Below are 13,551 nucleotides of genomic sequence, written 5' to 3'. Positions count from 1 at the left end.
TCTTTAAACAATCATCACTATATTCAACCGTAATCCACTTTTATTTGGCCAGCATAAAATGTTGATTTTTCGTGAAACAATAGTGAATAAGTGTGAAAACACATTTTAATTAGTAACTTAGGTTAGTTTCACTTGACCTACAAAATAGAGCCTTTACCCTAAAAAGATAATTATTCTCAAGTACCGAAAGCAACGCTCTCTATAGATATGAAATACAAAATAAATGGATTTATACTGTCTACTGACATTCACTTTGCAACCAGAGGTGAAGAAAAAATCAATTTCACCTATCAGGAGACAGCAGCTTTAAAGTTATTTTTAGCATCAGAAAACGGTTTTGTAGACGCTCAAACTTTAGAGAAGACCGTGTGGGGAGAGCGAGTTGTTACTCAAAATTCATTACGTAAGCTAATTAGTGCGATACGGTTGAAGTTTGGAGACAAAGAGTCAATAAAAAACATCAGAAATAAAGGTTACCAACTGACCTTTGAAGTGTTTCAAGAAAATGTTAATAAAGCGCCAATAAAGCTTTCGAGCACAATCCTTGTTATTCCCTTCATGGTATTGATTTTAAGCATGGTTAGCATTCACTATGCCGTATCAAACAACAGCTCTACTCCGTTACTTCCAAAAGTGTCACAGCAAACAGTTTTTGAGTCACACGATTATATTGTCGACTATGCCAAATTTAATGACGCTTTGTACGTTACAACACGAGACTCGAAAACATCCAAACTTTATAAAACCGTTAACCGTCAAAATACGACGCTTTTATCTGCTAATTACCCTGGCGCGTATAGAGGTATAGAAATTCATAGCAGCGGACGGACTGTAATGCATGTTGTGGAAGACTCAAAATGTAAAATTAAAATTTTTGCTAAACCATTTGAATATCAGATAGATGAAATCCCATGTAATAGGCAAAATGCATATCCTTCATTCGACTGGATTAACAAAAATAAGTTTTACATCACTTTCAATGTAAACCCATCAGATTCAATCAAACCCTATACTTATGATATTGAAGAAAAATTATTACAGAAAGTCACTACTACTAATTTTGATTCAGGAAATGGCAAACGTTTCATTGATGCTTTTATCAAAGGTTATGGTGACGGGATGTTTTCTATGAGAGAAAATAATTTAGATGAAGTGTCTCTTATCTACTTTGAAGGGGATAATCGAAAAACCTTACTTAAATTTCGAAATAAACCCTATTCAATTGCAGTATCAGAAAACGATTTATTTTATGTGGGTAATAATAATGAGCTATTAAGGACAACATTGACTGATGATATCCACTCTCAAGAGTTAAATACATCTTATGTTCTTGCTCCTCAAACCGTTAAGATTTCTGATCCACTTATGTTAGAAAATGAGCTTTATTTCGCTTTAGGAAATGCAGCTCAGGAGTCAATATTAAGCCATTCAGGAAATTTTAATTATAGCCTTGCAAATACAATAATTGATTTTACCTATACCACTAAGGTTCTTTCAATATTAGCTATCACTAATAGTGGTTATGTAGTAGAGCAACTTAAAGATGGTACTGTTTTTAACTCTACTTATTTTGATACAACGCTAAACTTAAGACAAATAGCTTTCCATAAAGGAGAAGTCTACTTAGCGGGTAGCTCAGGTGTATATAAACTCGTAAACGGCAAGCTAATCAGCATTAGTGATATAAAAACCATCAAAATTGTTTCTAATGGCCAATGTTTCATTGCAGAAGCAGAGAAAGGCATTTATCAATTTGAAGCTGAAAGCAACTCTTTTAAATTGTTCACAGAACAAGGTGTAAGAGCCTTTTCTAGCGAGCAAGGTTGTTTATTTGTAGATAACTTATCGGGTTATATCATTAATGAGAAACGGGAAAAGATCGCCAAACCGATCTTAGTTAAATATCTATTTGAGCATAAAGGTAAGCTTGCCCATTGGCATTATGTCGGAGAGCACACTCATATAGTAGATGTTGAGTCTGGTGAGATTATTGCAAAATTGCCAAATCGTGCATTATACAAGCGCGTCATATCTTATGAAGATGATATTCTTTATTTAGGACAAAAAGATGTTCGCACTTCAATTGTCAAAATAAAACTTGATGAATAACAAAATATTAATTTACTTCCAAGCGAATCTGTTTATAAAGAGCTAAAAGTAAAACTGATTTTGATTGTTCAATAAACTTTCAAAATCAGTTGGCATTAGCTAATCGAATTTAATCAAGAATTACACTAATTTTTTGAATGCACCATCAATAGCATCCCTTACCTGAGATACATTCGTATGAGCATATACCATCGTATGCTTTAGTGAGGTATGGCACAGCGCTTTTGAAACCACACTAATATCTGCCCCTGATTGAATCTGCCAAGTTGCAAAGGTTCGCCTTAAATCATGGGGTCTAGGTCTTATGTTAGGGTTATCATGATATAATCCTGCAGCTTTAATTGCTTGCTTCCAGACTAAATCGCCCCCAGTGATGTATCCATACTTTGACTTTGGACCTGCTGGAAATACAAATCGAGTTTCATAGGATGTTTTCTGACGGTTCAATATAATATCCATCGCCATATTGTGAAGAGGAATTTCGTAATGCTGGCTAGTTTTAGTACGGGTAGAAGGAATTAACCAAGTCCCTAAACTCAAATTTAAATCCCCCCACTCCATTTGCTTTACGTTCGAGAGCCTTGCTCCGGTGAAAAGCGCTAAGCGATAAATATCGGCAACATCTTGATTAGAAACTTCTTTAAGCGCCTTAAATAAACGCCCAGCTTCCTCATGAGTTAGATATCGATTACGGCTGACACTAGGCATTTTTTGAATTCGGTTAAATGGATTAAATTGAATTTTTAGTTGTTCTTCATAGTCGATAACGTAATTAAATGCTGCCCTGAGGCCACTTAACGCTTTGTTATGAGCGCAGTACCCTTTTACCTCTAAATCTTTAAAAAAAGAACGTGCAAACTTTTTACTTAGTTCATTAACGTAATGTGAGCCTATTAGTGGCTTAACATGATTACGATAGGCAACTTCAAGAGCATGGGCCCTACCAGCAATTGTTTTTCGATAACAAAGTTCATTTTCATTGTACAACTGGAATATGTCATTAACGGTGACATATTTTAAAGGGTCTTTTTGAGATTCAGCTTCAAAGATTAAAAGAGGCTCTTTTAATTCAGAAAGGATATTATCAGCTAAAACTCTCGCCATGCTCACAGTCAGTTGATTCGCTTCACCAAGCTTTCGCTTTATATCTTTCCCTTTGTGCTTTGCTCGAAAATAATAGCTCTTTTTACCCGAAGGGCGAACGATTAGTTTTAGGTGCGCGCACCTTTTATCGACATATGTTTGAAGTGATTTTTTATATGAAAGATTCTCGATATTAATATCGGTAAATAGCATTGAAATTTCAGACATGTTCCACCTTTGTTCCACTATTTCTAAAGTTAATAAAAGTGGAACGGGGTGGCACAGAACCAGTAAAGACAAGGTTTCTGTATGCCGCAAACCCAGTAAAACTGTTAAACATTGCCCTTTTATAGTCTGGGAGGGGCCACCAATTTTGATAAGCCGCTTAAAGAAATTTAAGCGGCTTTTTCATGTCTATAATTCCGAATTTTAAATTAATTACTGGATTCACGTTCTCTTATTGATTTAGCAATCTCTAGATGAGTTTGCGCTGCGGTAATTGCTTTAACTGCACGTGACTTAAACTCTCGTCTATATAAGGTATAGACCACCAGCAAACTTGCGATGATCAATAAGATAGGGTTCCAAAACCAACACAGAGCGGCCATAGAGAAGTAATACGATCTTAAACCGTAATTGTAGGAATGAGCGGCTTGATCCCCCACAGTGGCCATTTGACGGGAATAGGCGGCTAAATCGGTATTAGAGCCATTAGGATCATATGGCGCAGCGCCAATCATGACATTTAAAAAGCCATACTGGCGCATAGACCAAGTAAATTGAAAGAATGCCAATACAAAAATACCCGCAAGTAACGCAAGCTTCACCTGCACTAATGCATGATTAGGCTCTGCAGCAAAAGGAATTGATGTAATCACATCTTCAAGCCTTTCGACTTGAGCAAAAAGCGTTAGCACACCCGCTAAAACCAGTAGCGTAGTTGATGCAAAAAAAGCAATATTGCGCTCTAAGTTTGCCAGTAATGATGCTTCCCCAACACGGATTTCTTTCTTCATCACCTCGGTCATCCAATGGATCCGGTGTTGATGAAGACAACGCGCTATGCAATCAGTTGTTTTAGCTTTTGTACGTGCAAAGAAGGTGTATCCCATCCAGCACATAAAAAAACAAATTAACGCTAAAATATCTAGTAGGGAAAAAAGCATAATACTCAATGGTCTATTTAAGATGTGTTTAATTATGCAACACATTAGCCGTTGCATAAATACCTAATCACTAATTTAAAACTAAACGATTAAGTAAAGCTAAACTGATATTTAAACGCTAAACCGCCAAACAAACGTATTTCATTTCAAGGTACTCATCTAAACCATGTCTTGAGCCTTCTCGGCCAAGCCCCGATGATTTCACACCGCCAAATGGAGCGACCTCGGTTGATATCAAGCCTGTATTGACTCCTACCATGCCAAACTCAAGTGCTTCAGATACTTGATAGACTAAACTGATATCACGAGCATAAAAGTATGCAGCTAAACCAAAGTCAGTATCATTTGCCATTTGAATGACTTGTTCGACAGATTCAAATTTAAAAATAGGTGCCAGTGGTCCAAAGGTTTCCTCTGATGCCAATAACATTTCCTGAGTTGCGCCAGTGATTACAGTAGGTTCAAAATACATACCTTCTTTTTGGACTCTATTACCACCCAATAAAAGCTCTGCGCCTAATTCAAGTGCATTTTGAATATGAGATTCAACTTTTACTACTGCATTGTTATTAATTAATGGGCCAATGTCTGATTGGCTATCTAAACCATTGCCTACTCTTAGTGCTTTTACCGCTGCTACAAATTTATGAGTAAAAACCTCAATCACTTTAGATTGCACATAAATTCGATTCGCGCACACACAAGTTTGGCCAGCATTTCTAAATTTAGCTTGAATAGCTCCCTGCACTGCGGCATCAATATCTGCATCATTAAATACAATAAAAGGCGCATTTCCACCAAGCTCTAACGATAACTTCTTAACTGTCGGGGCACATTGCGCCATCAACTTAATGCCAACCGGTGTTGACCCTGTAAAAGAAAGCTTTCTAACAATTTTGTTGCTACATAGCTCATTGCCAATTGCTTTAGCATCACCAGTGATGACATTAAACACCCCTGCTGGCACTCCGGCTCTATGGGCAAGCTCTGCAAGTGCTAACGCACTAAAGGGCGTATCAGGCGCGGGCTTAACTACCATAGTACATCCAGCTGCAAGCGCTGGAGCTGCTTTACGGGTTATCATCGCTAATGGGAAATTCCATGGCGTAATAGCAGCAGTAACACCTATGGCCTGCTTGATCACAGTGATACGTTTATCTGCTTGGTGACCAGGAATAGTTTCACCGTAAACCCGTTTAGCTTCTTCAGCAAACCATTCAATAAATGATGCCGCATAACCGACTTCCGCTTTCGATTCTGCTAAAGGTTTACCTTGCTCTAAGGTCATGATTAACGCTAAGTCATCGCGGTTATCAATCATTAACTGATGCCAAGTTAATAATATTTGCTGACGCTCTTTGGCCGTTTTGACTCGCCATTGTGTTAAGGCATTTTCAGCCGCAGTAATCGCAAAGTTTGCCTCTTCTGCCGTCATGACAGGGACTGTGCCTAATATTTGGTTACTAGCTGGATTAACGATGTTTTCAACATTGCCGGAATTAGCGTGATGCCACAGACCGTTGATATATGCCTGTTGGCGAAATAAGCTTGGATCTCGAAGTTTCAGCATGACGGCCCCATAGTAAATAGCAAATAGCAAATGGCGAATTGATGATATTTAAACTAACTCAACTTAAGGCTTTAAAGCCTTAGATAACGCATTCAATATTAGCGAAGTTCTCTCTGGATAACGAGGATAAATACGGTTAGTTAAATCTAAAAAACTTCCAGTAAAAATAACCTTGAAAGTTCAACAAGTCCTAGACTCCATTACAAATGTGAGCTTGATTATAAAGCTACAAATAAAATTGCATTCCTCAATTAGCGGAGTATCTTAAATATTATAGATATTGTCATATAGAAGGAATTAAGCATGCTCGAAACGGGGTTTAAAGTATTCTTTGTTTTAGTTTTTTTCGTTATTGCCTACAAGCTCATCTTTTCAGGCGCTCGAGGTTTAAAAGTTTTTGAGATGCATTTTAAAGACGGAAAACTCAATAAACACTCAGGTAAAATTCCTGAACGTTTTTCAAGAGAATGTAAGTCGATTGCCAAACATGAAAAACTCACATGCACGGTGAGGGCAGAAAAGCTCAATGGTGTGCGACTGCATATTTCAGCCAATGTTGATGATAAAATTTCTCAACGGATTAGAAACGTGTTTCCCTTTGAATATTATGATAAAAAACAACCTGATAATTCAAAGCTAAAAGGTTAACTCCAGCCTTATATAACTAAATTTAAACGCACTTCAAAAACAAAAGCGGCATTGATATATCAATGCCGCTTTGCTGTAAAAATCATGACTGTCACTTTCTGATTAATCACATTTTGAGTAACCAAGCTAAGCTCGATTTTACAATGATTAAGGTTATTTCACTTTTTGGATTACTAATGTCACTTCAGCCACGGTTATACCAAATTTGATAATATCGCTTTTATTAATAATGGTATTTTCATCCACTAAGAACATCCAATCATCAAAGTGAACCTCGTATTCTGAATCATCCACGACTAGGTTCATATCATAAGCCCAGCGTAATGCACTGCCTCTAGCTTCGCCCTCAGCAATTCCCAAGATGTCATTCGCAGTACCTTGATATTGACCATTCCCTAAGTCAGTGATTTGCCAAATACGAGTTTGTTTTTCACCATCATCATAAATAAACCATTCGTTAATAACCCCTTTATTACCTTCCCAACTGGCTTCCATGGTCACTGTAAATTTACGGGTCACCGTACCAGAGTGATCTTGTACTATGCCAGAGGCGGTTAACTCGCCATCAAAAAAGGTTTGCAAGTTAAGTACTGGAGTGGTTTTGTCATAGTCCTCAATGGAAGCAGAAGAACATGACATTAAAAACAATAAACTGACCAGCAATAGGCAATACTTTGAAAGGTGTTTAATCGAAGACATTATTTATCCGCTCCTATTAACTGCTTACGTAATTTAGGTCTACTGGTTTTCTCTGATAGCCATATACCTAAAAATGCTTTCGAAAATCCTGCCTCTTCAATTAATGGCAAGGGTTTGTCATTGAAATAAAACTGACCTAAATCATGGTTGTGCATCATAAAGCTCAACTTATCGCCTTCTTTAACATCTGGCCAAGCTTGCTCTATTTGTTGCTGTAACCTAGGTATATCTTGCTCCGCAATCCCGATATGTTGCCACTGGTCTACCGTTGCTTCGACAAGATCTTCAGCTTCGATATCTCTGTGGTATTGGATTTCAAGCTTAAGTGGGAATTGATTGTGTTGATAATCACCGTCTACAGACATTAACTTAGCGCTATATATTGAAAACCATAGTAAGTTCATGTCGGCCTCACCGACCATTTGTAATGGTGACAGTGATTGCTGATGGGATTGAGTCGAATATTTCAGCTCAGATCCTGGTGTACTTTCAAGTTGGTCAGCAAGGGCCTTTTTTGAAACTAAAGCTGATACCAAAACTAGCATCAAAAATAAAAATGACATTTGAATTAATGGTGTTCTAAAAACAGAGTTTGATAAAACAGGCTCTGATATAACAAGATTTGATAAAGAAGCTTGCACTGATTTTTCAAGCGCTAAGTTTACTCTTTTCATCAGCGTTAACTCCTGTAGGAACGGTTACACGAGCTTTTCAAAAGCAACTCGTGAATGTTTTAAACCAATTGTTTTGGCAATCCAAAGTAATAATGGAAACATGAGTGACCACACCATCAACAATATCAATCCTGAAAATACAGTGCCGTTAGGCAAGTTAACAGCCTGTAAGTTGGCGCCACCAATATAACTTAAACTGCCAAAAACACCGCCAAGTAATGCCTGTATAGATATAGGAAGGCGATTAAACAATGCAAGGCTGTAGTTGAGGGATATGGCAAAGTAGCACCACAATAACCCTAACCAAAACGGGAACACCGTAAACTCAAACAAACCAAAAAGTGTTAATACCGTATCGAGTGCTATGCCTATCACGCCGCAGACAACTAGAACTTTAAAATCGAATTTCTTTTGCTTACTGACCACGAAATGCCAAACCACTAACAAAATGGGAATAACAATAAGCTGGTTACCCGCAAGTACTCCCGCCCACCAAATCACCTGAAAAGCCAGTGCGTTGATAATGTTGGTATGAGCGGATAACTGCATGGTTTATAATCCACTTGCCAATGTAGTGCGATACTCAGGGCGCACGGCAACTAAATGTACCGTACTTGTGGTGCGCTCTAAAAAACCACCTTCACAATAGCTTAAGTAGAATTTCCACATTCTGATAAAGTCATCGCCATAACCTAGTTGCTTAATCGTTTCTTGCGCTTTATCAAAACGTTCATGCCAGTGGTAAAGCGTTTGTGCATAGTCTTTACCCATATCATCAACTGACCACACCACCATGTCAGTTTGCTTAGCAATGTGCTTATTCATTTCACTCACCGAAGGTAAGCAACCACCTGGGAAGATATAACGCTGGATAAAGTCGACACCTTTGCGATAACTGTCATAACGTTGGTCGGCAATGGTAATCGCTTGAATCAACATTTTTCCTGATGGCTTGAGTAACGTTTCCAATTTCTTAAAAAAGCCTGGTAAGTATTCATGTCCTACGGCTTCAATCATTTCAATAGACACCACTCGATCATACTCACCCTCAAGTAATCGGTAGTCACTTTTTAACAAGGTCACCTTATCTTGCAAGCCTTCTTGATTGACTCTTTCAACTGCATAGTCGTACTGAGCATCTGAAATAGTCGTGGTTGTCACATTGACATCAAAATGCTTGGCAGCATAAATGGCTAATGCTCCCCAACCTGTTCCAACTTCTAAAAGAGTCTGGCCAGATTTAAGCTCCAAGCGTTCACAAATAGTTTGCAACTTGTGAATTTGAGCTTCTTCTAAACTCGCATCTTTATGAGGGTACAAAGCACTTGAGTAGAGCATTTCTTTATCAAGAAACTGCTCGTACATTGCGTTACCTAAATCGTAATGCGCTAGAATATTACGTTTAGAACCCGAGGTTGAGTTGCGGTTAAACACATGGGTTAATCGGTTCATGCCAACACTAAACCATGAAAAATAACGCTCGATATTGTCGAGTAGTGCTAAGTTACGAGCGAACAACTGCACAACTTTGGTTAGGTCGGGACTAGACCAGTGACCTTGAATGTAAGCTTCGCCTGCCCCAATTGAGCCACCCCAGATAATTTGTTTATAAAAGCTTGGGTGTGACACCTGAATACTTGCATGTAAGTCAGATTCAAAATCTCCGAAACTTAAACTTTGCTCCGCAGTTGCTTGGTTGTCAGAATTTACAATAGTTAAATAGCCGCCAGAGAGGTGCTTTAACGCGCGTAATAATATTTTCTTTGCAAAGCTGTCTGAAATCGTTGCTTGCACTACATTCGCATTAATCGCTGTATTTTCCATATATCTCTCCGCTTCCTACTTTGTCGCAATTTAATAATGATATCTTTCAGTACGTAACAAATTTACTTTTGGTTTAAATAATCTCACTCAGATCGTTAATTAAGCCGTTTAATCAAGACTGAGGGTGCGCAATAAAGGGGATTTTTTTGACAAATAATTTCAATGCTTGCCAGTAAATCCCCCACATAATTTTTAGTGTCATGACAGGAAACCCGACTAACATTTTACGAATGTTATTAGCGTTAAATTGCCTTCTTTTGAGCTGAAGGCTTGCATCAAATAATTTGTTGTTCGCATCATCTCTATTTTGAATCGTGACATTTAGCCGCTTACTTGGGGCGACAACTTGCCATTGATAATGCATATCTAAATTCATAAATGGCGAAACGTGAAAGACTTTATCTGTGGTTTGGGTTTGCTCTAGGTTGACCAAATAACAATGGCGCTGATCCCATGGGGTGTTACTGACTTCAGCCAACATATAAATGGGCTTGTCATCTTGATAACAAAAATAGAAGTTAACGGGACTAAAGTAAAAACCGAAATGACGAACTTGGCCTGCAAAAATAACGCTTTGGCACTCTTGTGATGCTCCAAGCTGTTTAATCGTCCACAACACCCGCTGCTTAAGCGCCTGCTCTGGTGAGGTTTCATCACTGACAGAAACACTCATAAGATTTAAGTCTTTCTCTGTTAACCTTGCATCAGAAAATTGCTCAGCCAAACAGGTTAAATAATCATCAGGGTTAAATTTTAACATTGACCATTTAGCTGTACCGAAAAACCGACTCACTTTATTTAATGCTGTGACTTCATCTAAGTCGATTGCCAATAGCGCCATTTCATAAGCAAAACTATGATTTTTAGGTGTAAAACGTCGATGACTCACCTCACCTTGATATACACCACTATTAAAATCATCTTGGATAGTTTTTGTCTTCATAAGTTGGTACTCAAAGACTTATACCAAAGTTATTACACACATCTAGGCCACTACGTACCCCATCTTCATGAAAACCGTTGTACCAATAAGCACCAGCAAAATGGGTATGACGAACGCCGCAAATACGGCTTCGCTCTTTTTGCGCATTCATACTCGCATCATTAAATACCGGGTGGGCGTAATTAAACTTACGTAAAATTTTACTGCTATCAATGGACTCAGTTTGATTTAAGGTGACGCAAAAAGTAGGCGCATCTTTAGGTAACTGCTGCAGAATATTCATATTGTAGGTCACGCTAGCAGGCTTACTGGCAATATCTTCAGCATCTTTACCATCTAAGCGATAATTCCAACTCGCCCACGCCGCTCGGCGTTTCGGTAAAAGGTTCACATCAGTATGCAGTACCACTTCATTGTTTTGATAAGCCATGGCACCTAATACTTCTTGCTCATCTTCTGAAGCATCTTCTAACATCGCTAATGCTTGATCGCTATGACATGCCAATATCACTTCATCAAAATACTGCACTTCACCATTGTTGACTCTGATGTTTACTCCATCCTCTTTACGCTCAATGGATGTCACCCCAGAATTTAAAAATAATCGCTCTTTAAACGGTGCGATTAGTGCAGGAATATAGCTGCGAGAGCCACCTTGAAGTACATACCATTGAGGGCGGTCACTGATATTAAGCAAACCATGATGATGGAAAAAACGAATGAAGAAACGTAATGAGAAAGCGCGCATATCATTAATGCTGGCAGACCAAATAGCCGCGCCCATTGGCAAAATATAATGCTCGCTGAAAAAATCAGAAAATCCTTGGGAATCTAAAAACTCACCCAAACTGTTTATTTGATAGTCTTCTGACTCGTAAATAGCTTTACATTGGTTGTTAAACTTTACTATTTCAGCTAAAAAACGGTAAAAGTCTGGCTTTAATAAATTACGGCGCTGGGCAAACATGCTCCATAAAGTGTGGCCGTTATACTCAAGTCCTGTGCGAGTATTTTGAACGCTAAAGCTCATCTCTGTTGGCAATGACTTAACATTTAAGCGACTCATCAACTTTTGAAATCTTGGGTAAGTTCTATCGTTAAAGACAATAAAACCACTGTCGATGGCATATGGCTTTCCTTCAACTTCAACATCAATGGTTGCAGTATGACCACCAATATAATCATTTGCTTCAAACACTGTGACTTGGTGCAATTCACTGAGTAAATGTGCACAGGTCAACCCTGAGATACCCGAACCAACTACGGCAATTTTTTTCATATTAATCCTTCAGGCTTTTCGTTTAGTTATTATTTTAATTGTTGTTTTAATTATTCTTAAAAGTACGGTGTTAAATCGCTTTAAACAATTTGAATGTCTTTACTGCTCTACTAAACAGTTGTAGTTGATAACCAATGCTTAATCATCGTTCATGATGAATCGCATTAGCCATCAAGCTTTATCCGCACTGGGTGTCAGCATGCGAGAAACAACCGCTTTGGGTAAACATGCTATGCACTTCAGTAAATAGGTAAATCGTTTAGGAAAATGTATCTCGCTTTGGCCTTTATTCATGCCATTGATAATTTCAGATGCGGCTTTATCTGCAGAGATTTGCATCGGCATCGCAAAATCGTTTTTGTCAGTTAGTGGCGTTTTCACAAAACCAGGGCAAATGACGCTAACGCCAATGCCATGGGCTTTTAAATCTAAACGAAGGCTGCTCGCCAAATAATTAACCGCAGCTTTTGATGCTCCGTAGGCCTCAGCTTTAGGGAAAGGTAAATAGGTCGCGCTTGAACTCATTAACCCTACCCGACCATTAGCCCCAATTAACGGCAAAAAATGCTCTAAGCAATATCCCATAGAAATAACATTAGTTTGAATCACTCGCTCAAATAGCGCACCATCAAAATGAACTGGGTCATTGATGTACTCACAGCTGCCAGCATTAAGTATCACCATGGTTAAACTCAAGTTATTTTGCTTAAGAGATGTTGCAAGCTTTAATGCTGCTTGCTGAATTTGCTCTTTATCGTTGATATCAAAAACAAGTGGCGTCGCGCCTTTAATGCTATTTAACTTTTGTTCATTTCGACCACAAGCAAATACATAAAAGCCTTGTTCAACATACTGCAGTGCTAACGCAAGACCAATACCTGAGCTTGCTCCGGTAATGAGTACAGCCTCTTTACTCTTAGTTGTTAACTCATGAGAAGTTGGTGAATCCGACAATGAGCTATTCATGACGATGCCTTTGTTTTCACCATGCTAATAACTTTGCCTAACAGTGGCAATTGTTCATATAGCATTTGCCCTAAATCAAAATAGTCTCGATGCGCGGTTATTTTTTCAGAAAAAGAAAGGTGGCTCATGCCATCTACAGTGATAGGGTTTCCACCATTGAGTTTGCTATGGCTGTATGTCATACACCAAAATACAGAAGCTTGCGAAGATGTGGCGTTAACCTGCTTAATATCAAAATCAATACTGTCTACATTTTCGTATAGATTAGCGAAATAGTTTGTTAAATCGTTTAGACCATGTACTTTATGCAGAGGATCTTGAAAAACCACATCCTTGCTGTAAACCTGTTTAAGAAGATACAATGAATTTTTATTAAGCGACTGGTACATATTAATAAAGTCATCAATAATTTGTGGCTGAACTAAATCATTACCAAGTTCGTCTCCAGGCTCAGCTACCTGCTCAGTGACCCGCCCACCAGCCTGACTTGTTTTAGTTGGCTTTATTTTAGTGGGCTGTATTTTAGTGGGCTTAAGTAACTCACTAACGTTATTAGCGCTACTGTGCATTAAAATCTCCTTGAACCATCT

The 13,551-nt window shown here is 38.3% G+C and carries 13 protein-coding genes; 2 read left to right on the top strand and 11 right to left on the bottom strand.

What is annotated here, in order from left to right:
- Nucleotides 1–207 precede the first annotated feature (207 nt).
- Nucleotides 208–2,109: a winged helix-turn-helix domain-containing protein gene (locus L2735_RS10380; RefSeq protein WP_248984637.1), complete on the top strand. Its 1,902-nt coding sequence runs from the start codon at nucleotides 208–210 to the stop codon at nucleotides 2,107–2,109.
- Nucleotides 2,110–2,229: 120 nt separating this feature from the next.
- Here L2735_RS10380 and L2735_RS10375 read toward each other — a convergent pair whose 3' ends face one another.
- The 3 genes from L2735_RS10375 to L2735_RS10365 form a co-directional block, all read right to left on the bottom strand.
- The gene (locus L2735_RS10375; RefSeq protein ID WP_248984636.1) at nucleotides 2,230–3,420 is read right to left on the bottom strand and encodes a site-specific integrase; all 1,191 of its coding nucleotides are present in this window, start codon (nucleotides 3,418–3,420) and stop codon (nucleotides 2,230–2,232) included.
- A 206-nt stretch (nucleotides 3,421–3,626) separates the two neighbouring features.
- On the bottom strand, nucleotides 3,627–4,358 hold the full coding sequence (locus L2735_RS10370; protein ID WP_248984635.1) for a DUF599 domain-containing protein: 732 nt from the start codon (nucleotides 4,356–4,358) through the stop codon (nucleotides 3,627–3,629).
- Nucleotides 4,359–4,476: 118 nt separating this feature from the next.
- Nucleotides 4,477–5,925 (bottom strand): NAD-dependent succinate-semialdehyde dehydrogenase, encoded by a 1,449-nt coding sequence (locus L2735_RS10365; RefSeq protein WP_248984697.1) that lies wholly within the window; start codon nucleotides 5,923–5,925, stop codon nucleotides 4,477–4,479.
- A 306-nt stretch (nucleotides 5,926–6,231) separates the two neighbouring features.
- Here L2735_RS10365 and L2735_RS10360 point away from each other — a divergent pair, with 306 nt between their 5' ends.
- Complete coding sequence (locus L2735_RS10360) at nucleotides 6,232–6,576, top strand: DUF3634 family protein (protein ID WP_153913625.1); 345 nt, start codon at nucleotides 6,232–6,234, stop codon at nucleotides 6,574–6,576.
- Nucleotides 6,577–6,729: 153 nt separating this feature from the next.
- Here L2735_RS10360 and L2735_RS10355 read toward each other — a convergent pair whose 3' ends face one another.
- The 8 genes from L2735_RS10355 to L2735_RS10320 form a co-directional block, all read right to left on the bottom strand.
- Nucleotides 6,730–7,275, bottom strand: a complete 546-nt coding sequence (locus L2735_RS10355; protein WP_248984634.1) for a DUF3833 domain-containing protein — start codon at nucleotides 7,273–7,275, stop codon at nucleotides 6,730–6,732.
- Entirely contained in the window at nucleotides 7,275–7,949 is a 675-nt protein-coding gene (locus L2735_RS10350) for a chalcone isomerase family protein (RefSeq protein ID WP_248984633.1), read from the bottom strand. The genes L2735_RS10355 and L2735_RS10350 overlap by 1 nt, the downstream gene beginning before the upstream one ends.
- 24 nt (nucleotides 7,950–7,973) lie before the next feature.
- On the bottom strand, nucleotides 7,974–8,498 hold the full coding sequence (locus L2735_RS10345) for a DUF2878 domain-containing protein (RefSeq protein ID WP_248984632.1): 525 nt from the start codon (nucleotides 8,496–8,498) through the stop codon (nucleotides 7,974–7,976).
- Nucleotides 8,499–8,501: 3 nt separating this feature from the next.
- Nucleotides 8,502–9,773, bottom strand: coding sequence for an SAM-dependent methyltransferase (locus L2735_RS10340; protein ID WP_248984631.1), 1,272 nt, complete (start codon nucleotides 9,771–9,773; stop codon nucleotides 8,502–8,504).
- 112 nt (nucleotides 9,774–9,885) lie between these two features.
- Nucleotides 9,886–10,716, bottom strand: coding sequence for a DUF1365 domain-containing protein (locus tag L2735_RS10335; protein WP_248984630.1), 831 nt, complete (start codon nucleotides 10,714–10,716; stop codon nucleotides 9,886–9,888).
- Between the two features lie 10 nt (nucleotides 10,717–10,726).
- Nucleotides 10,727–11,995, bottom strand: coding sequence for an NAD(P)/FAD-dependent oxidoreductase (locus L2735_RS10330; RefSeq protein WP_248984629.1), 1,269 nt, complete (start codon nucleotides 11,993–11,995; stop codon nucleotides 10,727–10,729).
- A 171-nt stretch (nucleotides 11,996–12,166) separates the two neighbouring features.
- Nucleotides 12,167–12,961 carry an SDR family NAD(P)-dependent oxidoreductase gene (locus tag L2735_RS10325; RefSeq protein WP_248984628.1) on the bottom strand — a complete coding sequence of 265 codons (795 nt, stop codon included), beginning with the start codon at nucleotides 12,959–12,961 and terminating at the stop codon, nucleotides 12,167–12,169.
- The gene (locus L2735_RS10320) at nucleotides 12,958–13,530 is read right to left on the bottom strand and encodes a nuclear transport factor 2 family protein (RefSeq protein ID WP_248984627.1); all 573 of its coding nucleotides are present in this window, start codon (nucleotides 13,528–13,530) and stop codon (nucleotides 12,958–12,960) included. Before L2735_RS10320 ends, L2735_RS10325 begins: the two co-directional genes overlap by 4 nt.
- Nucleotides 13,531–13,551: the final 21 nt, after the last annotated feature.

It is taken from the genome of Shewanella olleyana, from assembly GCF_023283825.1.
GTDB classification, from domain to species: Bacteria; Pseudomonadota; Gammaproteobacteria; order Enterobacterales; family Shewanellaceae; genus Shewanella; species Shewanella olleyana.
Note: the sequence above shows the minus strand (reverse complement) of the source record. Positions and strands in the feature narration are given on the sequence as shown.